The organism is Halioxenophilus sp. WMMB6, assembly GCF_033283405.1.
In the GTDB taxonomy this organism is placed as follows: Bacteria; Pseudomonadota; Gammaproteobacteria; order Pseudomonadales; family Cellvibrionaceae; genus Halioxenophilus.
Map to the genome: position 1 here is coordinate 22,826 of NZ_JAWMQR010000014.1, position 25,328 is coordinate 48,153.

The window sequence follows — 25,328 nt, forward strand, 5'->3', positions numbered from 1 at the left end:
CTACTCCCCACCACAACAGGTTGACATGTGTCAAGCCCCTGGGGGCGCCAAGGCGTAGTTTGCAAACTGTGGAGAGGGCGAATGACTTCTCCAAAATTGCCGGCTGCGTCCGGTAAAAGAGTAGCAAGCCAAATCGAATTGAGGGTTCAAAAATGTATATTGATACCGTTGTTTTGTCTGGGATTATTGTTGTTGTTGCCACTGCCGCCGTGGTGATCTATGCAACTAAATTTATGGTCAGTCATATTCGTGAAGAGTTGCGAAAAAACCCACCGGACGCACCTGCCCATAAATAGTTAAGCGGTTGATTGGTATTTTCGGGTAGCCGAGTACGTCGGGAAATGAGCGCATAAACTTGAACACTTGTATTGTTTGCGTGTAGCGCTAATTAGCACGGCTATTTGGGGAAAGCGGGTGAATAACTGTGCGCAATCCCTAACATGAATGTCGTTAAAATCGAATCCAGGTGTTACCGCTGATCGAGTTCCGGGTTTGGTCAGCGAGTGACCACTCCTATCTCGCCCGTTGTCTGAATCTGGTCTGAGTCGATAGTGCTCTTTACTGTACGGAAAATGGATAAGCCCGGCCGATTTAAATACCAGCGGGCGACTTCGCTGTTGTGTAGATAGAAATCGTTAATAGTAGAAAGAGCCGTTAATAAAAAGCAAATAGTGGTAACAAACCATTCACACGCTTCCGTTGCTATTTGGGGATAATGGTCGGCTTGAAATATTGTTCGGTGATAGCCCCGCCTGAGTGAGGGTCCGGGGCTGGCGGTTTAATTAACTGTTGCGTGGCAAACGGTGTAATCCATTGGCCTGCTATTAAAAATCACGCTGATATTGGCGGGTGTACCGCTTGCCAGTGACGGGCGATATCCAAACGGGTGGCTACCCACACTTGCGAGTGCTGCTGCACATAATCGAGAAACCGCTTGAGTGCCATCGCCCGTCCAGGGCGGCCAACCAGTCGGCAGTGCAGGCCGATATTTAACATCTTCGGCGCGGTTTTTCCCTCTTCGTACAAAAAGTCAAAACTGTCTTTTAAATAATTAAAGAATTGATCGCCGGCATTAAAACCCTGGGGCGTGGCAAAACGCATATCGTTGCTGTCGAGGGTATAGGGCACGGTCAATAACGGCTCTTCAAAATCGTAACACCAGTAGGGTAGGTCATCGCCGTAGGAGTCGGAGTGGTAGGCAAAGCCACCGTACTCGGCGACCAATAAACGGGTATTGGGGCTGTCGCGACCGGTGTACCAGCCGAGCGGCCTGCTGCCGGTGACCTGGGTGTGCAGCTCAATGGCCTGGGCCATCATCTCCCGCTCTTGCTCTATTGCCATGTCCTGATAGTGGGTCCACTTCAAGCCGTGACAGGCGATCTCCCAATCGGCCTTGAGCATCGCCTCCACCGCAGCCGGATTTTTGGCCAGTGCCTGGCCCACACCAAACACCGTCACCGGCAGCTGTCGTTCAGTGAATAGCCGGTACAGACGCCAGAAGCCTGCCCGGCTGCCATACTCGTAGATTGACTCCATGCTCATATGGCGCTGGCCGGCAAAGGCCTCCGCACCAATAATCTCCGACAGAAATCGCTCCGAAGCCGGGTCGCCATCGAGAATGCAATTTTCCCCTCCCTCCTCGTAGTTGATAACAAACTGCAGGGCGACGCGGGCATTGTTGGGCCAGTTGGGTGCCGGGGTGGTGGCGCCGTAGCCGATAAGGTCGCGAGGGTAAAAACTCATTGCTGTTCTCCGTGGGTGGCTCGTGGCCGATCTTCTGTGGCAATCATTCGCTTGTAGGGCGTGAGGATAATATTGGTGCCCGCTGGTGGAAAGTGCGACTGTTTTGCCTTAGCTTGGTGCGTGCTTAGCCGGCTAGTCTGTCCGCCAGGGGGCTATCCGCGTTACCATTCAAAAAATTGACCAACTAGACAGCTTTGGCACCAAGCCTGCTTGCGATATGGCCAAGCTTAACCATGAAATTAAAAATTGGGGGAAACCAATACATGAGAGGAGAACAAACGGTGACATTCTTTAACCGCTATGGGGTACTGGCCGTGGCGCTATTGGTCGGTCTGTTGACTGCCTGTGGTAAGCCAGCTGAACCAGAGGCAACCACCCCTGTGGCAGAGGCCACCAAGCCCATCGAGGTGAAAGTGGTGGTGGTTACCATGTTTGAAATTGGCGACGACAGCGGTGATACCGCCGGTGAATTCCAGCGTTGGAAGGAGCGCGCCGGCCTCGATACCCAATTTGCTTTCCCGCAGTCGCACCACGATCTCTATATGAACACAGAAACCGGCGTGCTGGGTATGGTGACCGGCATGGGTACCGCCAAATCCACCGCCGCCATCATGGCGCTAGGGCTGGACCCACGCTTCGATCTGACCCACGCCTACTGGTTAGTGGCGGGCATCGCCGGTTTCGACCCGGCCGACGCCTCCATCGGCTCCGCCGCCTGGGCCGAGTACCTGGTGGATGGTGACCTGGGCCACGAAATCGACGCGCGCGAGATTCCAGAAGATTGGCCCACGGGTTACCTGGCGCTGTTTGCCAAAGGTCCCTATCAAAAACCCAATCCTCCCAACCAGGGTGAAATGTTCCACATCAACGGTGGCCTGGCGCACTGGGCCTATGGCTTGACCAAAGACATTGAGCTGCCAGACCAGGCGCCCATCGCTGAATTGCGTGCCGCCTATACCGATTTCCCCAACGCCCAGAAGCCTCCCTTTGTACTGCTGGGCGACAACGTCTCCGCCATGACCTTCTGGCACGGCGAGTTACTGAATGAGTGGGCCAACCAATGGGTGAAATACTGGACGGAAGATAAGGGCGAATTTGTCTCTTCGGGTATGGAGGATACCGGCACTGCTCAGGCGCTCTTCTACCTCGACCGAGCCGGTTTCGCCGATTACGATCGCTTGATGGTGCTGCGCACCGCCAGTAATTTCAGTATGCCGGTGCTGACGGGGCAGAGCGCCGTGGAGAGCTTGACGGGCGATGGTGAAGATTACGCCGGGCTCGATATGGCACTGGAATCTGCTTATATCGTCGGCAACACCGTGGTGAGTGAAATCCTCAACAACTGGGCCACCTATAAAGCCCGTGTGCCTGGCAGTGAAGAGTAGGGGGCGGTGATGGCTGATCTCTCCGACTTGATTGCCCAGCTCCCCAAAACCGAGCTGCACATACATATTGAAGGTTCGTTGGAACCGGCGATGGTGATGGCGCTGGCGGCGCGCAACGGCGTCACTCTGCCGTATCAATCCGCTGATGAGTTGGCTGCACTATACGATTTCGACAACCTGCAATCCTTTTTGGATCTTTACTACCAGGCGACCGATGTTCTGCAAACCGAGCAGGACTTCTTCGATCTCACCTGGGCCTACCTGGAGCGCTGCGCCGCCGACCGGGTAGTGCATACCGAGATCTTCTTTGACCCACAAAGCCACACTAGCCGCGGCGTCAGTTTTGGCTCTGTAATTGGTGGCATCACCGCCGCTTTGGCCAAAGGCGAGAGTGAGCTTGGCATCAGCAACCAGTTGATTATGTGTTTCCTGCGCCACCTGCCGGAAGAGGATGCCCTGGCCACCTGGGCGATGGCACAACCCTACCTGGCGCAGATTGCCGGAGTTGGGTTGGACTCCTCTGAACACGGCTTCCCACCGGAGCTGTTCCAACGGGTGTTCGCTAAAGCCAAGGCGGCGGGGTTGAAGTGTGTGGCCCACGCCGGCGAAGAGGGGCCGGCCGAGTACATCGAACAGGCGCTTGATCTGCTGCACGTGGACCGCATCGATCACGGTGTGCGTATCACTGAAAGCGAAGCGCTGATGACCCGCGCGGTGGATGACAACATGGCGCTCACCGTCTGCCCACTCTCCAATGTGCGCCTGTGCGTCTACCCGAATATGGCCGACCACCCACTGTTGGCGCTGCTCGATAGAGGCCTGCGGGTGATGATCAACTCCGACGACCCGGCCTATTTTGGCGGTTACCTCAATCGCAACTATGCCGCAGTGGCCGAAGCCCTGCAGCCGACGGCGGCGCAGTTAATTCAGTTGGTGAAGAACAGCTTTCTGGCAAGCTTTCTGCCTGCTGAGCAACAGCAGCACTGGTTGGCCGAAGTGGATCGCATCTCTGCTTCATTGAGCTAGGGCGCTGTGGTTCGACTGCTACCAGTTCATCTTAAAACTTGACCAAGTGGACAGGTTATGACAAACTGCCGCTCGAATTTTAAACAATGGCTTCTGCCTGCGAGAACGACATCCCATGCTGCCCGCCGCTCCTGAATTCGTCTATCTGTGTGAGACGTCCGAGCGGCTCTCGGCTACTGCCACTCCCGGCGGGCCACTGCAGGGATTAACCCTCGGCGTCAAAGATCTGTTTGATATCTCCGGCCTACCCACGGCGGCGGGGAATCCTGATTGGCTGGCGACTCACCCAACACCAAACTCTACCGCCCCTGTCGTACAGCAACTGCTTGCGGCAGGGGCACAGCTGGTTGGTAAGACCCTCACCGATGAACTGGCCTATAGCCTCAATGGTGTGAATATTCACTACGGCACTCCGCTGAACCCCAAGGCGCCCACTCGCCTGCCGGGTGGCTCCAGCAGCGGCTCGGCGGTGGCGGTGGCCAAGGGGGTGGTGGATATTGGCCTGGGTACTGATACCGGCGGCTCCATCCGGGTGCCGGCCAGTTATAACGGCCTTTATGGCCTGCGCCCGAGCCATGGTCTGGTCAGCCTAGAGGGCTGCATGCCCCTGGCGCCACGTTTTGATACCGCCGGATGGTTAACGCGGGATTTGGCCACCCTGGCCCAGGTGGCGTCTGTGTTACTGCCACCGCAAACGGCCCAGCCGATGACGGAGCTCTGCCTGCTGCTACCCGAAGGGCTTGCCCTCTGGCAGCCCATCGCTGAGTGCTTGGCCAGCGCACTGGCTGGCCAGTTTGAGCGGGTGCGGGTGGAGATACTCTCGGCTGAAATGATGGCCACCAGCAGTGCCCTGTTCAGAACACTGCAGGGCTACCAGATATGGCAGACTCACGGCTCCTGGGTGAGTGAGCACCAACCCCATTTTGCCGATGATATCGCCGATCGATTTGCCTGGTGCCAAACCATCACGGCCGAACAGCAGGCTGAAGCCGAACAACAGGCGGCACAATTCTGCCGCGACTGGCGCGACCGCTTTCTGCCCAACCCGGACTCACTGGTTATTCTGCCGAGCTGCCCGGGGGCAGCACCGCTGCTGGCAATGCCGGCGGCAGCGCTCGCCAATTATCGCAACTTACTGATGGGCTTAACTGCCCCCGCCGGCTTGCTGGGCAGCCCACAGCTAAGCCTGCCGCTATTAACCGATCAAAACGCCCCCTGGGGATTGTCGCTGCTGGCCCTACCCGGTGCTGATCAGGCCCTGATTAACACCGCCCAGGCACTACAACCGTTACTGACAGAGGTAATAACAAACTAAATGACCAACGTAGCGTTTACTGCGCCGCATCATCAGGCGGCCGAAGTTGGCTTGAGCGTTCTTAAAGAGGGTGGCAGTGCCGTCGATGCGATGATCGCCGCCGCCGCCACCGTAGCGGTGGTATACCCGCACATGAACAGCCTCGGTGGCGATGGCTTCTGGCTGATTCAAAAGCCGGGTAAGGCCCCTGTTGCCATCGACGCCTGTGGTTATGCCGGTAGCCAAGCGACCCTGGCAGCCTACCAGGAGTCGGGTATCCCCGACCGCGGTGGCCGGGCGGCGATCACCCTGGCGGGTACGGTGGCCGGTTGGCATCTGGCCCGGCAGTGGCAGGGTAGCCGCCGTTGCCTGCCGTTGCAGCGGTTGTTGGAGCCAGCCGAGCAGTTGGCGCGCGGGGGTATCAAAATTACCGAGAGCCTGGTGGCCGCTTCGACCAAGACCTTTGAGGCACTGCATGGGGTGACGGGCTTTGCCGAAACCTACCTGGACCAGGGTAAAACCCTCACTGCCGGCAACACCCTCTGTAACGCCAAGCTGGCCGATCTGATCGAGCACCTCTATCGTTCGCAATTGCAGCTGGAAGATTTCTATCGCGGCGATATCGGCCAGACCTTGAGCCGTGGCCTGGCGGCCGCCGATAGCCCCATTACGGCGGATGATCTCGCCGCCTACCAGGCGGAGCTGGTAACCCCGTTGATGGTAACCACCGGCAAGGGGCAGCTCTACAACATGGTGGCGCCCACTCAGGGGGTCGCCTCGCTGATGATTCTGGCGCTTTACGATCGCCTCTATGATGCCAGCTGGAGCGAACTGCAGCGGGTGCATCACCTGGTGGAGTGCACCAAGCAGGCATTTATTGTGCGTGATCAGCTGGTCTGCGACCGCAGCCGTATGTCGGTGGCGGCCCAGGAGCTGCTCGGTGAGCCACGTTTGCAGGCGATGGCCGATGCCATCTCGCCCAACCGCGCCGCCCCCTGGCCCAAACCCGCTGAACCGGGTGACACCGTCTGGATGGGCGCGCTGGATGCCGATGGCACGCTGGTCTCGTTTATTCAAAGTATCTACTGGGAGTTTGGCAGTGGTTTGGTACTGCCTGGCACTGGCCTGGTGTGGAACAACCGCGGAGTCAGTTTCAAGCTCGACGGCAATCACCACAACCACCTGGCGCCCGGTATCAAACCCCTGCACACCCTCAACCCAGCCCTGGCCGTGCTTAACGATGGCCGCCGTTTCAGCTACGGCACCATGGGCGGCGAAGGGCAGCCGCAAACCCAGGCGGCGCTGTTCGCCCGGCATATCTACCACGGCTTGCCATTGGACGAAGCGATTGCCCGCGACCGCTGGCTGTTGGGTCGCACCTGGGGCGAGACCAGCACCAATCTTAAGATGGAGCAGGGGCTCTTTGATGAGCTGGCCGAATCGATGACGGCCATGGGCCACGAAGTGGCGCCGGTACCTAGTGGCAGCGAAACCATGGGCCACGCCGGCGGCATTATCCTCGCCGAGGATGGCTCGCTGCAGGTGGCTACCGACCCGCGCAGTGACGGTGCTGCACTGAGCGCGGTGGTTTAACCAGCCACGCTGCCTTTTACTGATTTCTGTTTAACCCTTTTCGACCGTTTGGTGAGTAGCGTTGTCACTTGCCGCTGTAATAGGAGGCCAATGTGCCTGATCTGATGGAACTGCTGCCGGTGTTGGTAGCGCTGATTTTTACCGGAATATTCGCCGGCGTGCTAGCTGGCTTGCTGGGCGTTGGTGGGGGCATTGTTATCGTGCCCGTGCTCTATTTTGTCTTTCAAGGGCTGGGGGTGGATGCCGCCTCTGCCATGGTGGTGGCCACCGGCACTTCGCTGGCAACCATTATCCCCACTTCTATCTCCTCCATTCGTGCTCACCAGAAGAAGGGCAATGTCGACTGGCTGCTGCTCAAGCGCTGGGCGCCGTTCATGATTGTGGGCGTGGTGATTGGCAGTTATCTGGTGACGGTGGTTAACGGCCACTTCTTCAGCCTGCTGTTTGGCATTATTGCCGTGCTGGTATCGCTCAATATGCTGTTTCGGGCCAAGGCCAAACCTCTGGCTGAAAGCTTGCCACCCTTGCCTGGGCAGGGCTTGATCGCCAGTTTGATCGGCTTTTTCTCGGTAATGGTGGGTATCGGTGGTGGCACCCTGGGGGTGCCCACGCTCACCGCGCTCAATGTGGCGGCCCACCGGGCGGTGGGTACCGCCGCCGCGTTTGGCCTGTTAATCGCTTTGCCGGGAGCGCTGATGATGCTGATTAAAGGCACCACGCCTGCCGCCGCCCCGTTTGGCACCTTCGGCCTGGTGAACCTGCCTGGCTTTATTGCCATTGTGCCGTTGACCGTGCTCTTTGCCCCGATCGGCACCAGCCTGGGGGCGCGCCTGGACGGTGTTATGTTGAAGAAAGTTTTTGCCGTGGTACTCGGTTTTACCGGGGTGCGTATGTTGTTTCAGTTAGCCACCCAGTATCTGTAGCGGTGGTTTGGAGTATTTATGTCTTTTGCGATTAGTGATTACGACCAGATCAATCCCCCAGCCCGTTTGCTGATGGGGCCGGGGCCTATTAATGCCGATCCGCGTGTGTTGCGGGCTATGTCGGCGCAGTTGGTGGGCCAGTACGACCCCAGCATGACCGACTACATGGGCGAAACCATGGCGCTCTACCGCCAGGTATTTAAAACCCAAAACCAGTGGACGCTACTGATCGACGGCACCTCGCGCGCTGCCATCGAGGCCTGCCTGGTATCGGCGCTGTCACCCGGTGAACGGGTGTTGATTCCCGTGTTTGGCCGCTTTGGCCACCTGTTGGTGGAGATCGCCACCCGCTGTGGGGCCGAGGTGCACACCATCGAGGTACCCTGGGGAGAGGTCGCCACCGCCAGCAGTATCGAAGAGGCGATTATTAAAGTGAAGCCGACCCTGCTGGCGATTGTGCAGGGCGACACCTCCACCACCATGCTGCAACCTCTGGAAGAGCTGGGCGCGATCTGTGCCAAGCATGGCGTGCTGCTCTATACCGATGCCACTGCCTCGATTGTGGGCAACCCGCTGGAGACCGACGCCTGGGGTTTGGACGCCGTTTCCGCCGGCTTGCAGAAGTGCCTGGGTGGCCCCTCTGGCAGTGGCCCGATTACCTTAAGCACTAAATTTGTTGAGCATATCCGTAAGCGTCACCACGTCGAGCAGGGTATTAAAACCGACGACCACAACGAGGGGGAGGGGGCTCGCATCCGTTCCAACTACTTCGATCTGCCGATGATCCTCGACTACTGGGGCGAAGAGCGGCTCAACCACCATACCGAAGCCACCACCATGCTCTACGGTGCCCGCGAGTGTGCCCGCATTGTGTTGCAGGAGGGGTTGGATGCCATTATCGCCCGCCACACCCTGCACGGTGAGGCCATGGCGCGCGGATTGAAAGCGATGAATCTGGAGCTGTTTGGCGACCAGGCGCACAAGATGACCAACGTTGTAGGCGTATACATTCCCGCCGGGGTCGATGGCGATGGCCTGCGCAAGGCGATGCTGAGCGAGTTCGCCATTGAAATCGGCACCTCCTTTGGCCCGCTGCATGGCAAGATCTGGCGTATCGGCACCATGGGTTATAACGCCCGTAAAGATACGGTACTGATGACACTGGCGGCGCTGGAGTGTCTGCTGCGCCGGGGTGGTCACAGGTTCCCGGCCGGTGCTGGTGTCGATGCCGCCATGAATCACTACGGTAGCTAGTAAATGGTGATTCGCGAGCACTACCTGGAAGCCAGCCGGCGCATACTGGAGCGCTGTGAGCAGCTGGCGGCCATCTCCGCACTGCCGGACGGCATCCTGCGCACCTATCTCTCCAACGAGCAGGCGCGGGCCAACGCCCTGGTTGCCAGTTGGATGGAGGAGGCGGGTATGACCACCTGGGCTGATCCGGTGGGCAATCAGTGGGGCCGTTATGAGGGCACTAGCGAGGATGCACCGGCGCTGATTATCGGCTCGCATCTGGATACCGTCCCTTACGCCGGGCGCTACGATGGCATTTTGGGGGTGCTGGCCGGCATTGAGCTGGTCAGCGAACTCTCTCAGGCGGGGCAGCGCCTGCCGTTTGCCATTGAGGTGGTCGGCTTTGGCGATGAGGAGGGCACCCGCTTCGGCACCACGCTGATCGGCTCCAAAGCCCTGGCCGGCGGCTGGCAAGCGGAGTGGTTAACGCTCCAGGATAAACAGGAGATCTCTCTCTATTCCGCCCTTAAAGCCTATGGCCTGGATCCCGAGCAGTGCTCGCAGGCGGCCCTCGACCCCACGCGGGTGATCGGCTACTGGGAGATGCATATTGAACAGGGGCCGGTGCTGGAGGCGGAGGAGTTCCCGGTGGGCGTGGTGACCGGTATTGCCGGTGCACGCCGGGCCAAGATCCGCCTCACCGGCCAGGCCGGCCACTCAGGTACCACGCCCATGCACCTGCGCCGCGATGCGCTGGCCGGGGCGGCGGAGATTACCGTGGCGGTGGAGCAGATTGCCCGCCGCATTGAGGGCGATGTGGTGGCCACCGTGGGGCAGCTGTTTGCCCGCCCGGGGGCGGTGAATGTTATCGCCGGTGATGCCATTTTATCCCTGGATGTGCGCAGTCAGAGTGACAAGGTGCGCGACCTCACCCTGGAGGCGATCAACGACGCCGCCGAAGCCATCGTCGCCCGTCGCCAGCTGCAGATATCCTGGAACCACACCCACAGTGCCGAAGCGGTGCTGTGCAACAACCAATACCAGTCACTCTTTGGCGAGGCGATTGAGTCGGTCTCGCAACGTAAATTGAAGCCCAAGTTTCTGCCCTCCGGCGCCGGTCACGACGCCATGGCCATGGCTGCCATCTGCCCGGTGGGAATGTTATTCCTGCGCAGCCCGGGGGGGATCAGCCACCATCCCGATGAAGGGGTAATCCCCGAAGATGTCGCTCTGGCCCTGGCGGTCTTCTCCGAAGCCCTACGGAACTACGCGGCCAGCTACAGCCCGGCCTGAGCAATCGCCGCCGGTGCGGCCGGTGGCGACGATTCTCTTCTATACTTTTTAGGTCGTTTCTTTTTCCGGCCGTTGTTGTCGGCAGTGGCATGGCGTGCCTGCGGGTAACGCCCTGCCACTGACTATTCGATCGGCAACTCAATTCCGGTTTATCTGGGGGCTCGACTAAACGTCGCTGGGTGGGGCATAGCTTGGCTGCCCATTCGATGGGAGTGGTGATTTTTGGCCAGCAAAGCGTAGTAAAAATTGGCTGAGGATGATGTTTATGTCTGAACAATGCAGCGCTCAGGGTGAGCTGCCACTGCCCGACTTGCCGGGTTTTGATTTTGCAGAGGCCGTGCTGCGCTTAAATGGCAACCAAAAACTGCTGTTGCGGCTGGTGAATAATTTCTGTGACCTCTATGAGCAGTCTGGGGAGCGCTTTATCGAGCTGCAGAGCAAGCACGCCTTTGACGAACTCGCCGAGCTGGCGCACCAGATAAAAGGCTCGGGGGCAAACCTGGGGGCGCAACAGATTGCCAGTGCGGCCGCTGCGATTGAGAGCGCTGTAAAGCAGAGTGAGTTGGCGAACATCGATAGGCTTATTCAACACTTTATTGCTGTAAACAGCTGTCTGCCACAACTGCGCGAGGCTTTGCAGTCGCCCGCCAACGCCATCGCGCAAACAACTCATAGTCAGTGCGTCGAACCGCTAACGGAAATCAGCCGGGAGCAGGTTTCTGCCCTGCTCGCAGCCATTAAAGCGTCGCTGAACATCGATTACACTGCCTGTGAAAAGCGCATCGCCGATTTGCAAAGATTGTGCGTGAATAGTCGTTACGCCCCGCTGGCCGAGCGGGTGGTAAGCTGTTTTGCCGAATTTGAATACGATGAATTACTGGTTGCGGTTGATAATTTTTTAGCGGAGTAAGCAGGGCTACGGTTACTACGGAGAGGTCGAGACGATTAACGTCGCCTCACCGGCCCGGTTCACGGCTATCGCATTTTTCGCTAAACTAGCGCCCCGTTTTTCACTTTTTTGGTTACTGCGTGTCGCCACGATATTAATGCGTGGTGGTCGAAGTGGGTGGTTGCTAGTCTGTAGCCGCTGTCAGTCAATGCCCCGTTTAATTTTCAAAGAAACTTCTTATGCAGCCACTCGATCTTTTAGTTGTTGAACGTGTTATCGCCTGGTTGGAAGAGGGCGAAAAAGTGTGGCTGTGTACGGTGTTGTCCACCTTTGGTTCCGCGCCGCGGGAGCCGGGTTCCATGATGGCGGCCTTGTGCAATGGCGAACATATCGGCTCGCTCTCCGGTGGCTGTGTGGAGGATGATTTTCTACAACGGTTAGCGGCTGGGGAATTTAATCAGGCCTGTTCGCGGGTGCTTTATGGCGGCGCCGATAATGTTCGTGAACGTGTGCAGCTGCCCTGCGATGGCCAACTCAGTGTGTTGATCGAACTGCTGCAACCCACCTCTGCCAATATTCAACAGCTGCGCGAACTGCACGCCACCATGGTCGGGCAACGGGCGCTTATCCGACGGGTGTCACTCGCCGACGGTGAGTGTCAATTGCAGCCGGTACCTGGGCCTGGGCCAAAGGCGATGGTGGATGAAGCACAGGGTTTGGCGTTTATTCGGGTGGGCCCCGTCACCCGGTTGATTATTGCCGGCGTCTCGCCCGTGAGTGTGGCCTGTGCCGATTTCGCGCAAAGCTTGGGCTTTGAGGTGATTGTTTGTGACCCGCGACCGGAGGTGCGCGCGGAGGTAACCGCCAGTGCCGTGCAGTGGCAGCCGGTTATGCCGTCGCTGTTTATCAGCCAGCCCAATAACTGCCACGCCGACACCGCCATTGTGGCACTAACTCACGACCCCCGCATTGACGACCTGGCCATGATTGAAGCGGTCCGTACCGAGGCCTTTTACATCGGCGTAATGGGCTCACTGCGTACCTCGAAAGCGCGCGCGGCAAGATTGCGCCGTTCCGGTGGTTTAAATGATCAACAGATTGCCCGCATTACCATGCCAATTGGTTTAAACCTCGGCAGCCGAACGCCGGCGGAGATAGCCCTGGCGGTCATGGCCGATATTATTCGTGTGCGACGCGGTATTCGGCGTGACGCGCTCTGATTCCGTGTTGGCGGTGGTGATGGCCGCCGGTTTTTCAGAGCGGTTTGGCACAGCGGATAAACGACTGGCCCAATTTCACAACGGGCAGGCCTTACTGGCGGCAACACTCGCCAAGCTTACCCCACACTTTTGCGAATTGTGTGTGGTGCTGCGCCCGGAAGATAATCCCCGTGAATTGGGCTTACCGGAAGCGACTACCATTTTGTGGAGTTACCATGCCGCGCAGGGGCTGTCTGCCTCGATTGCCGATGCCTTTCAACAAATTCTTGCCCAGGAAAAATTTCATCCCTTTAGTGCCGCCGCGGTTTTTCTGGGTGATATGCCCTGGATAACATCGCAAACCCTTGTACAACTACTCAGCGTCTGCGCTAAAGAAAAAATAGTACGGCCAATTTATAGCGTGCCGGAAAAAGGCTTTTCCGTCGGCTTGTGTTCTGCTGCGAAGGATCAAGTTGAGGGCGGTGAACCCGGCCACCCCGTTATTTTTGGTCGAAGTTATTGGCCGGAGTTGGCCGCACTGACGGCGGAGCAAGGCGGCATGGCGGTAATAAAAAAACATCGAAAAAATTATCGCGAGGTAGCGGTTACAGACCCGGGTGTGGTGACTGATATTGATTACCCGGAGGATCTAACTCGCATAAAGCCGATAAGCGCGGAGAAAGCCAACCCCAACGCTGAGTAACATCGGGGTTGGCGTATGGCCAATTAAGCAGGGACTTTTTTCGCAGTAAATGCAAAGGAACCCATAAACCCGGCTTTCACTTTGCCACTCATGCTGTCGCCGGTTACAGAGCCTTTAAATTGCAGTTTCAACTTCATGGGCTTACTGATTTTACTGGTCCAGAGGATCTCACCATTGGCCGCTGTGTAATCGATACTGTCGAGTGCGGTGGTGGTGCCATCACCGGTCTGTTCACCCATTAATTGACCTCCTTCCGAGCGCAGCGAGAGCATGCTCTCCATCGGCCCGGTTGGCCCTTTCACCACCACACTCCACTCGCCGTCGACACTGGCCGGGGCACTGGCCGCCGCTGCCGCTTCGGCCTGGGCATTGGCGTTGACTCGGGCTCTAATCTGTTCAGCGCCGCGGGCATTCATGTAGGCGGGCAGGGTCTCCCAGCCGCGCACGGTGGAGGTGGAAAAGAGATGGGCGTTGCTCAGATCGATATCCCACTCGGGGTAGCGTTTTAACAGCTCTTCCATAACCACGCGCCCTTCGGTGCGGGCCAATACGTTGCCTATGCAGGTGTGAATACCATAGCCAAAGGTACAGTGGGCGGCGCGGTCGCGATAAATATCGAAGCGGTCCGGGTCAGGGAACACCGAGGCATCGCGGTTGGCAGAGGCGGCAATTAACAGCACTGTGCTACCGGCTGGGATGATCTGCCCCTGGTATTCGACATCTTCGGTGACGTAGCGCGCAATGTGTGGGCCGGGTGGTTCATAACGGAGAATCTCTTCCAGGGCATCGGGAATGAGGCCCGGGTTTTCCACCAGCGCACGGCGTTGATCGGGGTGTTCGGCCAGAATTTTTCCGGTCCAGCCAATTAATTTATTGGTGGTCTCGTTGCCGGCACCGGCCAGCATGTTCACAAAGCTGAGCAGCTCTTCGCGGGTCAGCTTGCGTTTCTCGCCCAGATCGTCGGTAAACTCGACGCCGAGCAGTTCAGTGATCACATCATCGGCCGGATTCTGTTTCCGCCAATCGATATAGGCCTCGAAGCTCTCATTCATAACCAGGGCATCGCCGACATCCATCTGTTGGCCGGCCACGGTTGCCAGCTTGGCATCCACCTGTTCGCGTACCGATTGAAAATCCTCTTCGGGGATACCCAATAGGGTGCCGATTACCCGCATGGGCACCTGGGTGCCGAGGTCGGCGATAAAATCGAATTCGTCGCGCCCAGCCAGATTGTTCAGGCAGTCGACGGTGATCGCCCGTACCTTCTCCTCCATGCCGAGCATACGCCTGGGGGTAAACATGCGCTGGACGATGGTGCGATAGATGGTGTGGCGTGGGGGATCATCAAAAATGAAAGTACCTGGCGGCAGTTTGGCGTTGGCTTTAATGATCTCCAGAATTCCGCCGCGGGCAGAGCTGAAGACCTTGTTGTCGAGCAACCCCCGCCGTACATCTTCATAGCGGCTGAGGGCGTAGAAGTCATACTGCTCGTTGTAATACACCGGTGCCTCTTCGCGCAGGCGTTGGTAGACCGGGTAGGGACTTTTTACGATGCTGGGCAGGTAGGGATCATAGTAAAGCGGATCGGAGAGGGTAGTGTTCATGACAGTCACCTTATTATTGGTGTCATAAAGATGTCACTAATTGAGCGGGGCGTCAACTACCCAAGTGGTAAAGAATGACAGGTAATTTTTTATAGGCTAAAAAAGCTCAACGCTCTCGATCTTCTCTTTGACATCGATGGATTGGTGCAGCTTTTCGCTAATCTGCTCGGCCAATGCCGCCAACTGCTCATCCACCGCCACGCCGCGTTCGAAATTCTCCAAGCCGGCTTCAACCGCCTGGCTGATAATGTTGAGCAGACTGTTCTCCTGGCCTTCGGTCAGGCCACAGGAGAGAAACTCAACGTTCACGTTTTCGACCATGGAATCCAGGATCTCGACACTGCGTAGCTTCTGCAGTTTCTGTTGGTTGGTGAGCGATTGCATGGAGGATTTGAACTCCTGCATCAGTAGTCGCACATCGGCCGCCAGGCTTAGTGATCGGAACTGGTTGTTGGCGCTCTCCAGCACCAGCATCAGGTGGTCGCGCAGGCGTCCAGCCCGCTCTTCGTCGTCGATGGGGAGATCTTTAATGATTTGCGTGATGTTTTCAAAATTGAGGATCAACCGATTACCTTTTTGCAGGATACGGCCGCTATCTTTCAGGCGATAGAGCAGTTCCCTCTCCAGCGCCGACATACCGGCAGCACTGGAGACATTGATATTCTCATCGGCCAGCCGAATTTGGGCGATGCTGGAGAGGCCAAAACTGGCGGTGGTGTCGATGATCAATTGCGCTAACTCGAGAGCGTCCACCGCACTAAAACTCTGTCGTAAAAAGTTAATAATGATGGACTGCTCGCTGGCTTCCATGATCGCAGTCATGGCGGCATTCAGGGCGCTCTGTTTCTCTTCGCTGGCGGCAATTCGCTGTTGGCGGTTGTTGATGGTCAAGCGCACTTTTTGCAGCAGCTCTTCCGGCTGCACGGGTTTGATCAGGTAGTCACTGCCGCCCACCTCATAACCGCGTAACTTCTCTTCGGTGGTGTCATTAGCGCTAATAAAAATGACATCGATCTCTTGCGTGACCGGATTTTCTTTGAGTTTGCGGCAGGCCTCATAGCCATCCATTCCCGGCATGGAGACATCCAACAAGATAACTTCTGGCGGGTTGGGGGCGGCGGCCAGCTCCAGTGCTTTGATTCCGGATTTGGCAACGGAGAGGCTGAAATGGGCTTTGAGATTCTCAACAATAATCTGCAGATCGGAGGCGGAATCGTCGACCGCAAGTACCCGGCTTTCAATTTTTGACATAGTGGCCCTCAAAAGTGGAGCAAGGGTTCTAAGAGAGGATTTAGAACAGTATAGACAGGTCTGGATGATTTAAATAAACAGGAAGGGGTGGGTTGGGATGCTCATTCTGTGTGAACCGGTTGGCGGCGTTGGTCGTGGTTGTTTGCTATGTTTAATTGAGTGCCAAGTTGGCGTATTAAATGACATTTGATATTTCTCAGTGTGTTGACGAAATTGGGGGTAGTTTTACGGTAGATCGGTTTGTATTACTGATATATCCTTTTTGAAGGATTAACCGTTGATATTCCTAGTAATTCGTTACAACAGCCAATAAGGATAAGTTGGTCATGGCCAAGGCTAAATTTGATAGGACTGAAGTTGTACAAGCCGCTACCGAGCTTTTCTGGCGGCAGGGTTACAACGCTGCCTCTATGCAGGAGGTGTTTAAAGCCACAGGGCTTCAGCCCGGTAGCCTCTACAATGCCTTTGGCAATAAAGAGGGGCTCTACGAGGAGTCGGTACGCTACTACGGCGGCAAACGGGTGGAGTGGATTAAACAGACAATGGCCGAGTCGACGTCCGAGCTGGATGGCATTTGCTTAGTGATGAAGCAGATGATTGACGATGCGGGTGATGAGCTCTTTGTTGGCTGTTTTCTAATAAAAAGCCAGTTAGAGCTCAGTTCAATTGGCAACAGACGTCTGTCATCGGTGGTGGCAGAGCAACTGGCCAATATCCAAAATACTTTTTGTCAGGGCTTAAAGTCCCATTTCGATCACGCACTCGCTGTTGAGCGCTCCCTGGCTCTGATGTTGGCCTGCTTTAGTTTGAGAGTGGTTGGCTATTCGTCTCAACCGCGAGAGGTGCTGGAACGTGTTACCAAGGCCAATCTGTCTTGGCTGCCCTGGCATAAAGTCGAAGAGCCGGTGCTGGCCCATTAATTTTCTTTGGCCGGCGGTAATTCCTGCACGGGGGCATGCAATGGCGTGTGCTACTTGAGAGGGTGCAAAAGGTAGAGTCTACCAAGGTTGCATCAGGCGACTGTGGCTAAGGCTCTTAACGCGGCGGGGGCGGTTTTACCGAGGTTTTCTACGGCGTTGGCATCATTGCGTACTTTGGCCATTACCAGGCCGCCCTGAATCAGGGCCATCAGGTGTTCAGCTGCCGTCACTGCATTCAGGGCAAGATTTTCACTCTCGATAAACGTCTGTACGATAGGCTGGCTGGCCGCCCGCAGCTCGTCCAGGTTGCGTAGGGTAGCCTGGCAGATTTCCGAATCCACCGTACTTAATTCCAGCGCGATATTACCAATCAAACACCCTTTCACCTTTCCCTCTGCCTGTTTAAAGGCTTCGTTACACATGGCGGGTATTTTAAATATGCCGGTGATTTTGGCCTCGGGGGAGAGGTCTGAATTACTTAATGTGATCAGTTCCGCGATCAACGCCTGGGTGTATTTATCCATGGCTGCGATCAACAGCGATGCTTTGGATGGAAAGAAGTGGTAGAAGGTGCCTTTGTTAACTGACGCCTCTTCACAGATCTTACTGGTGCTGATAGTGCCGTAGCTCTTATCCAGAAACAGATGCGTGGCGGTGTTTACAAGGTGGGTGCGTGTGTCGGGGCGTGTGCTGGCTACCATGGTAATTGCATCTCACATTGGTCCATGCAGTGCCACTGAAACTCCCCGGGTAACTGGGCTGTGTTTATGGTCACTGAAAATTCTTACAGTTGACAATTTGTCACAAGTCTATCCCGCTTAATCGGTAAATCGTAACAGACCACCATTGAAATGCAAGATAACCAGATGTAATAAATGGCTTTTCCTTAAGGCATGCTGGCTACTTAAGACGATAAAATGGCAGCTAATAACTATTAAGGGCCATTAAAAAATTTTCTGTAGCCCGGTTACAGGCCGTACCTCTGTAGATCAACCGCTTCACTCAATTTTTGGGCGTCGAGGTAAGCCTGCTCCTGCGGTGACTTCTGCTCCAAGTTCTCTGCTTCGTTTGTGTAGAGGCTCTCCCGAATAGAATCGAACAGTGGGGTATTAAGCACCAGCGGGTAGCTGTTCCAACCCCGTTGGTGAATGGTACGCAGCGTTTCCTGGGCGTCGTTTAGCTGGCCCGCGCCAACATACAGACTGAGTCGGGCGATGTTTATATCAGTGTCGTCGCGGCCACCTGCGCTTGCTTTGTTGATTAACTCCATACCAGCGCGCAGGTGCGCCAGCTGCTCCTGGCCACGCTCGCGTGAGCCGGCAATCTGTGCCCGGTAGGCCAGTGTCTGGGCCTGCTTGAGAATGTCAAACGGACAGTTCTGGCTGAAGTTCTGTTGCGCTTGTGCAAAGGCGGCATCGGCGACAACCGCATCCCGCTGTAACCAGGCGAGTATCCCCTTGTAATACCAGATGCCAGCGCTATCGCACCCTTTAATAACATTGTCGGCCGCCCACTGTTCCGCTTCGTCTACCACTGTGGCCAGTGCCTGGGCATCGCGTTTGGCAACCGCCATCTGCGCACGTAAACCGAGCGTGGTAGCTGTGTTCAGGGCTTTGCCGCGGGCATTAATGTAGTGCTGCACGGGTTCATAGCGATGCAGGGTAATCAATGCCGTTACCACTGTCTGAGTGGCTTTATCGAGCAGGTCATCGCCGTACACCTGATTGGTAGCCTGATGCAGAAGGTCGCTGAATTGTCCGGTGGCGGCGAGGGCTTCCAGGTCGGCCTTGATCAAAGCTTCGTTGTGCGAGGTGCTGTAGAAATGGGGCGCCAGCTCGTGGGCATCGGCATAGCGGCCAAGATGGTTCAGTACCATCAAATAATTAAACTGTATCGATGGGTGCAGTGGGTCCAGGTTTAAGGCGGCCTGATACTGTTCATAGGCCTGGTTGATTAGGCCGCGCTTCAACAACGCTGTGCCCAACCACATGCGTGCCATTGAGTAGTTGGGGTTCAGCTCCACCGCCCGTTGGTAGTAGCTCTCCGCACCCTCGTCATCGCCCTGCATAATAGCCATTAAACCACGCGAAGCGTTGGCCTCGGCGTCATTGGAGTTGAGCTCTAAGGCTTTGTTGATGAGCGGCTCAGCTTGGGCTACGGCCTGGTCGTAACTGTGGCCAGCGTAATCCTCTGCCAGCAGGATGCTGTCGGCCAGTCCGGCGTAGGCGGGCCCATAGTTGGGATCAAGTTCGATGGCTTGCCGAAAGTAGAGCTGTGCCTGTTCAATTGATGCCAGCGTGCGTTTATTCCAGTGGAAGCGGCCGAGCAGGTAGTTGTCATAGGCCTGCACACTGGCGGGTAGCATATCGGTGGTGGCCTGGATATCGGCCTTGGCCAGTGCCGGAACCAACTGGCCGGCAACCTGAGTGGCAATCTCCTCTTGCAGGGCAAATACGTCACCCAGGCTGCGTTCATAAGTATCGGCCCAAATGGGGTGACCGCTGTCGGTATCGGAGAGCTGGATAGTCACCCGCATACGGGACTCATCCATGCGCACCGTGCCCTCCAGCACCGCTCGTGTGTTGAGCGCGCGGCCGATCTCCTGGATGGATTTCGACTGACCCATAAATACCTCCGACGAGGTGCGGGCCGCCACGCGAATGCCGCGGGTGCGAATCAATTTGTTGCGGATATCTTCGGCCAGGCCAACGCTGATGTAGTCGTTATTGTCGGTGGTGCTGAGGCTGACGAAGGGTAGAACGGCGACATCCAGTGGTGCAGCCAGATGGAACTCTTGCTCAGTCCGGTGGTTGGTTGGGGCATTAATGGAGTGCGTCACCTGGGTCAGGGTGGTGGACAATGCCTCTAATTTTACGCCTCTAATGTGCCACACCAGAACACCAATCAGACTCGCCAATAACACCAGTAGGAGTCCCCTACCCAGCCCTGATTGCGGCAGCCAGGCGAAACGGCGTCTCTTACTTTTGGTTTGTGGGAGTGGCTTGCTGGCGCTGGTAGTTGTGTCGCTTTCGGGGAGGAGTTCGCCCGCTGGATAGGGGGTAATCAGCAGGCTGTAGCCGCGCTTGGGAATGGTACGAATGAAGCGGCGTTCGCGACTGGTATCGTTGAGGGCTGAACGCAGTTCAGAAATACAGCGGGTGAGAACCTCCTCGCTCACCACAACGTTGCTCCAAACCTGGTCGAGCAGTTCTGCACGGCTAACCACCTGGCCGTGGTGGTGGGCCAGGCAAACCAATACTTCCATAACTTTGGGTTCGATATGGAGGCGATGGCCGTTAGTTTCAAAATAGCCGTGCTGCGGATCTACGAACCAGTTTTCCAACCAAAATCCGCTTGCCAGCCACTCTTCGTTGGCGTTAGTCACTCACGCTCCTTAATTATTTTTCCAGAGCCAACCGCATTCAGCACGGGGCTGACTCCAACATCGCAATCACCCATTCGAGTAGCAGATGTTACCGGTTTAATCGCATTTTTGATGAAAAATTTACCGTGCGAATCTTTTCCGAAGGATTTCTCAGCATTCTTTATCTCTCCCGTTTGATGCATCAGTAAAGGCAAAGGTTTAGTTAGCCGCTGTGCGCCACTCTGTGCCTCATGAACAGATGGGGTACGGGACGATGAAACAGGGTGCATACCGGAAAATAACCAGTTGCGCGCTATGGGTGGCAATTGTGGTTTTGCTATCCGCCTGCGCAAGCAAGCCGATGGTGAGCCAGTCGCCGGTGGCGAGGGCAGTTGTAATTCAGCAAAACTATGCCACTGAGCTGGCCGCCGTGGTGGCGGCAGCCAATCAGTTTAACCCGCTCTCAATTGCCGAAGACAGGGAATATATGGGGGCGATTTATGAGTGCTCCGAGGGCTTCGTCTACAGTGTCGGAGCGGGTAAGGTGGCGGCTGGTAATGTTTCCGTAATTCTCAACACTCCGGCGGGCTGCGATATGGTCGCCTTGTGGCACACTCACGGGGCGGAACACTACAGCCATCGATTTTTCTCGGGTATCGACACCCGCCTGGTCGAGCGGGTCGGAATGCCGTTCTACATGGCTGACTACACCGGTGCACTGCGGGTGTTTAACCCGGGCGATAGAACCCTAAGCTTGACCAGAGCGCGGCAGATGGGCTTGGGAGAGGACCGGGATTATGCGGAGGGCAGTAGAATCCAAAATACCGCGGGTAACCAAATTCAGGTGGCCACCCGTTGATAAACTTCGCCCAGCCCACATTGCCAGTGCAATCAGGCCGGACGCCAGCGCTTACTGAATAATTTTTATCACCTCGCCGGCGTAGGGTTCGCCGCGCGGATAGTAACCGTTAATCAGGCGCAGGTTCTCCTCGCCGTACTGGCCGAGCTTGAGATCATTGGCCAAGCGGGCAAAGGTGGTGTTCTCGTTGGCAACCACATATTTAATGGTTTTCGAGTGTTTGGCGGTGGTCTTCACCGGGGCGGTGGGTCGCACCGGTTGAAAGCTGCGAATACTGGCCAGGAACAGGGCGTCGTAGTCGACCTCGGGTTGAGGGTTGGTGACTTTGCCTTCAAACAGGTAGGCGCGATTCACCTGTACCAGTATCGCCACACGGCTCTCCTGGCCACCGTTCTCCTTGATGCCGGTATGGCCAAGCAGGCCATTTTGGCTCAGGGCTTCAGACTGCTTGAGCAGTTTGACATCAAAGCGGTCGCGCAACAGAGATTCAAAACTGGCACTGGGGTTAACCTTGGCCACCGTCAGGGTGAGGCTGGCGGAGCTGTCGGCGGGGGCGCCGATGATAGCCGAGCCCTGGTTGGCTACTGTCCAAGCCTCTGGGTAGAGGAGGGTAAAGCCCAAACGGTTGTGGGTGTAGCGATTCTCTTTGTTCTCCTGATTGGCGGCTGCTTCGGCGGCCAGTTTTGCTTTGCGATCCAGATTATCGCCCCAGATCAAACCATCGGTGTGTTCCCGGAATGCCTCTTCATTCAATACGCCACTGGCGGTACTGTCGCCACGCGCTTGGGCGATGGCCTCCTGCAGCCGTTTGTCGCTGCGCGGGTGGGAGGAGAAAACGCCATGGTAGGAGGCCGCTTTGCGGCCGGCATCCCGCGCCTGTTGCTTGGCAAAGCGCTCCTGGCTTTTGAGCAGCGCCAGCACATCAATCATCGCCTCCGGCGAGTAGCCGGCCCGTTCTAAATATTCAGCGCCAAAGCCATCGGCCTCCAGCTCCATGTCCCGGCCGTAACCGGCCAGAGCCGCGTCACTCCATTGGGCGGCGGCGGAAGCGACACTGTAGCTGCCGGTGAGAATGCCGGCGAATACAGCGCCGACATCGCGACCGGCGGAGGCTGCCTGTTGCCGCACGTGGTGGCGGGCGGTGACGTGGCCAATCTCGTGGCCCAGTACCGCCGCCAGCTGTGCCTCATTTTGCAGATAGGTGAGCAAGCCACGGTTAACGTAGATGTAACCGCCGGGCAGGGCAAAGGCGTTGATGTCCGGGCTGTCGATTATGAAGAAGTGGTAATCCAAATCGGGTCGGTCGCTGGTGGCGGCAACGCGTTTGCCTACTTCGGTGACATAGGCATTGAGATCTTCATCCTCATAGAACGCCATGGTTTTGGCGAACTCTTCGTGCATCTCCTGGCCGATTTTGATCTCTTTTGCTTCCGACATGGTGACGGTATCGAGATGGCCGGTGGCCGGATTGAAGGCGCAGCTGGCGAGGGTGAGCAAACCACCGGTAAGCACCAGGCTTTGGGCCAGGTTGACCAGTCTCAGGTGATCTGTGAATTTCATATCAGCTCCTAATGACGTGGTTAGTGTTGGTTGGCAAAGAAGCCCTTGAGCTGCTCGCCGAGGCCTTTACAGGCGCTGGTTTGTACCCGGGCGATGATCGGAATGGGGACGATCACCGCCGGCATATAGGAGGTGCCCGAGGCGTCGGCACTGATCTGGCCCTCGGTCTCCAGTTTCTGGTAATCCCACACCTCGGCTTCGTAGTCGGACTCCTTCTCCCAGGTGCCAAAGCCAAAGCAGCCGGCACCGCCAACGGTAATAGAGCAGCCAATCGAACCGCTGCTGTCGGTGGTTTCGGTGTTGCCGTCAATCCAGATGATGTAGCGCACCTTGTAGGTGTCCATGGCGGAGGCAATTTCCGGGCTTTGCAGATAGCGCTTTAAGTCGCCCACGTGCATGGGGGCGGTGCGCGGTTCAAACCAGGGGTAGAGGGCGTCGACAAACTTCTGCTCGGGAACCACCGTCAGGCCGCTGCTGCCACTGGCCAGGACGTCTCCCACACAGTCGACCAGGTCGGGCTCAGTTTCGTAGTCACTGGAGTGACGCCGGCCGAGCACCACCACCGACTGATTGTCGTCAATCTCGATGTAATTGGGGGCGATGCGGTGTTCATCGATGGTGATGGTGGTGCAGCCACCGGCCAACATCAGCAGTGGCAGTACCATCAGCCCCAGCCAGTGCTGTTGGCTGCGCGCGGGTCTGGATTGGGTGGCTGGCTGTGGAAAGCTCATAGTTAACTCCTGGGTGGCGCTATTGGCCCGTATCGGCGGCTGTGGTTGACGCCGACGCTTGGTGCTCCTCAAGCCAGGAGCGAATCTCAGGTACCCGGGCGAAGCCTGTGGTCAGACTGGCACCCAGATCGCGGAGTGCGACCACCACCGCCTGGTGCATCGCCTCCTCTTTCGATTGTAGGAAAGCGCTGGGGGTTTTACCGTAGGCGCTCATGATCCAATCGGCGACCAGTTCGCCATCCGGGTTATAGACCTGCATGTTGTATTTGATCCATACCTCGTAAATATTGATGCGGGTTTCACGGGGCGAGGAGTATTGAAACTCGTTGATTTTGGGTATCAGTAATAGGTCTATTTGGGGGTAGTTCTTGGCTTCTTCCACTGTTTTGAGTGAAATACTGTCGCGAAAGAGCGGCTCAAACACCTCTTTAAAGAGGTGTTCATGGGCTTCACCGACCCCAATCTGCCAGCGGTCGCGGGATTTGGACTGCTCCTCATAGACGAATTTGGTCATCTGCTCGTCGTAGACCACCGCCATGGTGATATCAATGGGTGCGGTTATGGGTTTCGGGAAGTCGGCGTCAACCACCAGGGCGTTGGTACAGCCGGTGAGCACGGCCAGTGCCGGCCATAACGCCCAGCGCCGGCAGCGCAGAAGGGGTTGCATTATGGTGGTGAAGATAGTGATCAAGCGAAAGCTCCACGGGTTGGCGAATCGGTTTAGGTTAACGGTGATCATTGAGCCCCACAAAGGTACCGCCATTGCGTTTAGTCAGCTCGCGCATCAACGTGGCGTAGCGAATACCGGTGGTTTGCATATTAATCGGCCGGCTGAACTGCACGGGGAAACCCACCGCGTGAATCCGCACCAAGCTCTCACCCTCCCGGTTCTTGCGATTGATACGCTCCACGGCATTGATCACATCGCGAATGGAGCGGCCGGTAAATTCATCGCCCATCACATACAGGCTGATCTTTTTGTCCGGGTCGTAGTAGGTGCTGATCGCCTTTTCGATGCCCTCCACCGGGCTTGAGTTACTGAACGGGTTCCAGGTGGCCAGGCGCTGGATAATCACATCGCGGCGGCCGGGGGTGTCGGGAATCCACTTGCCTCGGTAGTTGGTGAACATATAGTCGCCCATATCGTTCATCACCTGGATACCCTTCACGTTGGGGTAGATATCCAGAATGTTGACCATCTCAGTGATCATTCTGCCCCAGGCGTAGTTGAACATACTGCCTGAGGTATCGATGATAAAAATGATGTATTCGCTGTCGACCGGAATACCGCCAATAAGGTTGTTTTTACTCTGGTAATTCTCGCCCAGCAAGCGCTGCATCTCCGCAGTGAGGGATTGCAGAGCCACTTCGAGCTGGCCGCGCTCGTCGCTGGTGTCCGCTGCCTGGGTGCTCAGTTGGGCATAGCGCAGTTCGGCGGCGCGCATTTCGGAGCGGAGAATGGCGATGCGTTTTTCCACCTCATCGAGCTGTTCGTGTTTGGCGGTGGCTTCGCGATTGAACACCTGGGTTTCGCCGCGCAGGCTGAACAGCTGCTGCTGCAAGTTGGCGATCATCCCGTCCAGCTTCACTTCTGACTGCTCCAGAGCCGTGGGTTCCACATTTTTGGTGATCATCAACAGCAGCACGATGGCGCCAAAGCCGCAGCAGACCACATCCAAAAACGCCATGCTCGACTCCTCATTGGAGCGGCGTTGTCTTCGAATAGACATAGGTTAACGCCTCGCTTGGTGGGGGCTG

At 56.7% G+C, this 25,328-nt stretch carries 22 protein-coding genes; 13 read left to right on the top strand and 9 right to left on the bottom strand.

Features of this window, described 5'->3' with window-relative positions; all coding sequences use genetic code 11:
• Nucleotides 1-152 precede the first annotated feature (152 nt).
• Nucleotides 153-296 carry a hypothetical protein gene (locus tag SBL51_RS22370; protein WP_317933418.1) on the top strand — a complete coding sequence of 48 codons (144 nt, stop codon included), beginning with the start codon at nt 153-155 and terminating at the stop codon, nt 294-296.
• Nucleotides 297-831: 535 nt separating this feature from the next.
• Here SBL51_RS22370 and puuE read toward each other — a convergent pair.
• Nucleotides 832-1,743: an allantoinase PuuE gene (gene puuE / locus SBL51_RS22375; protein ID WP_317933419.1), complete on the bottom strand. Its 912-nt coding sequence runs from the start codon at nt 1,741-1,743 to the stop codon at nt 832-834.
• A gap of 263 nt (nt 1,744-2,006) precedes the next feature.
• Between puuE and SBL51_RS22380 the strand changes: the two genes are divergently transcribed.
• From SBL51_RS22380 to SBL51_RS22425, 10 genes are all read left to right on the top strand, one after another.
• Nucleotides 2,007-3,128 (top strand): purine nucleoside permease, encoded by a 1,122-nt coding sequence (locus tag SBL51_RS22380; protein ID WP_317933420.1) that lies wholly within the window; start codon nt 2,007-2,009, stop codon nt 3,126-3,128.
• A 9-nt stretch (nt 3,129-3,137) separates the two neighbouring features.
• Nucleotides 3,138-4,154 carry an adenosine deaminase gene (locus SBL51_RS22385; RefSeq protein ID WP_317933421.1) on the top strand — a complete coding sequence of 339 codons (1,017 nt, stop codon included), beginning with the start codon at nt 3,138-3,140 and terminating at the stop codon, nt 4,152-4,154.
• 115 nt (nt 4,155-4,269) lie between these two features.
• Nucleotides 4,270-5,469 (top strand): amidase, encoded by a 1,200-nt coding sequence (locus SBL51_RS22390; protein WP_317933422.1) that lies wholly within the window; start codon nt 4,270-4,272, stop codon nt 5,467-5,469.
• Complete coding sequence (locus tag SBL51_RS22395; RefSeq protein ID WP_317933423.1) at nt 5,470-7,041, top strand: gamma-glutamyltransferase family protein; 1,572 nt, start codon at nt 5,470-5,472, stop codon at nt 7,039-7,041.
• A 92-nt stretch (nt 7,042-7,133) separates the two neighbouring features.
• A complete protein-coding gene (locus SBL51_RS22400; protein WP_317933424.1) occupies nt 7,134-7,964 on the top strand; it encodes a sulfite exporter TauE/SafE family protein in 831 nt (276 codons plus the stop codon).
• A gap of 18 nt (nt 7,965-7,982) precedes the next feature.
• A complete protein-coding gene (locus SBL51_RS22405; RefSeq protein WP_317933425.1) occupies nt 7,983-9,218 on the top strand; it encodes an alanine--glyoxylate aminotransferase family protein in 1,236 nt (411 codons plus the stop codon).
• Between the two features lie 3 nt (nt 9,219-9,221).
• Nucleotides 9,222-10,490, top strand: a complete 1,269-nt coding sequence (locus SBL51_RS22410) for an allantoate amidohydrolase (protein WP_317933426.1) — start codon at nt 9,222-9,224, stop codon at nt 10,488-10,490.
• Nucleotides 10,491-10,755: 265 nt separating this feature from the next.
• Nucleotides 10,756-11,400: an Hpt domain-containing protein gene (locus SBL51_RS22415; protein ID WP_317933427.1), complete on the top strand. Its 645-nt coding sequence runs from the start codon at nt 10,756-10,758 to the stop codon at nt 11,398-11,400.
• Nucleotides 11,401-11,618: 218 nt separating this feature from the next.
• Nucleotides 11,619-12,599 (top strand): XdhC family protein, encoded by a 981-nt coding sequence (locus SBL51_RS22420; RefSeq protein ID WP_317933428.1) that lies wholly within the window; start codon nt 11,619-11,621, stop codon nt 12,597-12,599.
• Complete coding sequence (locus tag SBL51_RS22425) at nt 12,586-13,281, top strand: nucleotidyltransferase family protein (protein ID WP_317933429.1); 696 nt, start codon at nt 12,586-12,588, stop codon at nt 13,279-13,281. The genes SBL51_RS22420 and SBL51_RS22425 overlap by 14 nt, the downstream gene beginning before the upstream one ends.
• A gap of 23 nt (nt 13,282-13,304) precedes the next feature.
• On the opposite strand, the gene SBL51_RS22430 is transcribed toward SBL51_RS22425, so the two are convergent.
• Together SBL51_RS22430 and SBL51_RS22435 are read right to left on the bottom strand one after the other, a co-directional pair.
• Nucleotides 13,305-14,885, bottom strand: coding sequence for a cytochrome P450 (locus tag SBL51_RS22430; protein WP_317933430.1), 1,581 nt, complete (start codon nt 14,883-14,885; stop codon nt 13,305-13,307).
• 96 nt (nt 14,886-14,981) lie between these two features.
• A complete protein-coding gene (locus tag SBL51_RS22435) occupies nt 14,982-16,136 on the bottom strand; it encodes a PleD family two-component system response regulator (RefSeq protein ID WP_317933431.1) in 1,155 nt (384 codons plus the stop codon).
• Between the two features lie 326 nt (nt 16,137-16,462).
• On the opposite strand from SBL51_RS22435, the gene SBL51_RS22440 reads away from it, so the two are divergent.
• Nucleotides 16,463-17,056: a TetR/AcrR family transcriptional regulator gene (locus tag SBL51_RS22440; RefSeq protein WP_317933432.1), complete on the top strand. Its 594-nt coding sequence runs from the start codon at nt 16,463-16,465 to the stop codon at nt 17,054-17,056.
• Nucleotides 17,057-17,148: 92 nt separating this feature from the next.
• Here the strand turns inward: SBL51_RS22440 and SBL51_RS22445 are convergent, their stop codons facing one another.
• Both SBL51_RS22445 and SBL51_RS22450 read right to left on the bottom strand, forming a co-directional pair.
• The gene (locus tag SBL51_RS22445; RefSeq protein ID WP_317933433.1) at nt 17,149-17,757 is read right to left on the bottom strand and encodes a TetR/AcrR family transcriptional regulator; all 609 of its coding nucleotides are present in this window, start codon (nt 17,755-17,757) and stop codon (nt 17,149-17,151) included.
• Between the two features lie 266 nt (nt 17,758-18,023).
• Nucleotides 18,024-20,441 (bottom strand): winged helix-turn-helix domain-containing tetratricopeptide repeat protein, encoded by a 2,418-nt coding sequence (locus SBL51_RS22450; protein WP_317933434.1) that lies wholly within the window; start codon nt 20,439-20,441, stop codon nt 18,024-18,026.
• 307 nt (nt 20,442-20,748) lie between these two features.
• Between SBL51_RS22450 and SBL51_RS22455 the strand changes: the two genes are divergently transcribed.
• The gene (locus SBL51_RS22455; protein ID WP_317933435.1) at nt 20,749-21,279 is read left to right on the top strand and encodes a DUF4329 domain-containing protein; all 531 of its coding nucleotides are present in this window, start codon (nt 20,749-20,751) and stop codon (nt 21,277-21,279) included.
• 51 nt (nt 21,280-21,330) lie between these two features.
• On the opposite strand, the gene SBL51_RS22460 is transcribed toward SBL51_RS22455, so the two are convergent.
• From SBL51_RS22460 to SBL51_RS22475, 4 genes are read right to left on the bottom strand one after another with little or no spacing between them, the layout of a single operon-like run.
• Nucleotides 21,331-22,839 carry a M48 family metalloprotease gene (locus SBL51_RS22460; RefSeq protein WP_317933436.1) on the bottom strand — a complete coding sequence of 503 codons (1,509 nt, stop codon included), beginning with the start codon at nt 22,837-22,839 and terminating at the stop codon, nt 21,331-21,333.
• Nucleotides 22,840-22,859: 20 nt separating this feature from the next.
• Nucleotides 22,860-23,570, bottom strand: coding sequence for a hypothetical protein (locus tag SBL51_RS22465; protein WP_317933437.1), 711 nt, complete (start codon nt 23,568-23,570; stop codon nt 22,860-22,862).
• A gap of 19 nt (nt 23,571-23,589) precedes the next feature.
• Nucleotides 23,590-24,261, bottom strand: a complete 672-nt coding sequence (locus tag SBL51_RS22470; protein WP_317933438.1) for a hypothetical protein — start codon at nt 24,259-24,261, stop codon at nt 23,590-23,592.
• A 34-nt stretch (nt 24,262-24,295) separates the two neighbouring features.
• Nucleotides 24,296-25,300 (bottom strand): hypothetical protein, encoded by a 1,005-nt coding sequence (locus tag SBL51_RS22475; protein WP_317933440.1) that lies wholly within the window; start codon nt 25,298-25,300, stop codon nt 24,296-24,298.
• Between the last annotated feature and the right edge of the window lie 28 nt (nt 25,301-25,328).

Coding starts and splice junctions, on each gene's coding strand:
- SBL51_RS22370 (WP_317933418.1), top strand. CDS start 153: ATGTATATTGATACCGTTGTTTTGTCTGGGATTATTGTTGTTGTTGCC.
- puuE (WP_317933419.1), bottom strand. CDS start 1,743: ATGAGTTTTTACCCTCGCGACCTTATCGGCTACGGCGCCACCACCCCG.
- SBL51_RS22380 (WP_317933420.1), top strand. CDS start 2,007: ATGAGAGGAGAACAAACGGTGACATTCTTTAACCGCTATGGGGTACTG.
- SBL51_RS22385 (WP_317933421.1), top strand. CDS start 3,138: ATGGCTGATCTCTCCGACTTGATTGCCCAGCTCCCCAAAACCGAGCTG.
- SBL51_RS22390 (WP_317933422.1), top strand. CDS start 4,270: ATGCTGCCCGCCGCTCCTGAATTCGTCTATCTGTGTGAGACGTCCGAG.
- SBL51_RS22395 (WP_317933423.1), top strand. CDS start 5,470: ATGACCAACGTAGCGTTTACTGCGCCGCATCATCAGGCGGCCGAAGTT.
- SBL51_RS22405 (WP_317933425.1), top strand. CDS start 7,983: ATGTCTTTTGCGATTAGTGATTACGACCAGATCAATCCCCCAGCCCGT.
- SBL51_RS22410 (WP_317933426.1), top strand. CDS start 9,222: ATGGTGATTCGCGAGCACTACCTGGAAGCCAGCCGGCGCATACTGGAG.
- SBL51_RS22415 (WP_317933427.1), top strand. CDS start 10,756: ATGTCTGAACAATGCAGCGCTCAGGGTGAGCTGCCACTGCCCGACTTG.
- SBL51_RS22420 (WP_317933428.1), top strand. CDS start 11,619: ATGCAGCCACTCGATCTTTTAGTTGTTGAACGTGTTATCGCCTGGTTG.
- SBL51_RS22430 (WP_317933430.1), bottom strand. CDS start 14,885: ATGAACACTACCCTCTCCGATCCGCTTTACTATGATCCCTACCTGCCC.
- SBL51_RS22435 (WP_317933431.1), bottom strand. CDS start 16,136: ATGTCAAAAATTGAAAGCCGGGTACTTGCGGTCGACGATTCCGCCTCC.
- SBL51_RS22440 (WP_317933432.1), top strand. CDS start 16,463: ATGGCCAAGGCTAAATTTGATAGGACTGAAGTTGTACAAGCCGCTACC.
- SBL51_RS22445 (WP_317933433.1), bottom strand. CDS start 17,757: ATGGTAGCCAGCACACGCCCCGACACACGCACCCACCTTGTAAACACC.
- SBL51_RS22460 (WP_317933436.1), bottom strand. CDS start 22,839: ATGAAATTCACAGATCACCTGAGACTGGTCAACCTGGCCCAAAGCCTG.
- SBL51_RS22465 (WP_317933437.1), bottom strand. CDS start 23,570: ATGAGCTTTCCACAGCCAGCCACCCAATCCAGACCCGCGCGCAGCCAA.
- SBL51_RS22475 (WP_317933440.1), bottom strand. CDS start 25,300: ATGTCTATTCGAAGACAACGCCGCTCCAATGAGGAGTCGAGCATGGCG.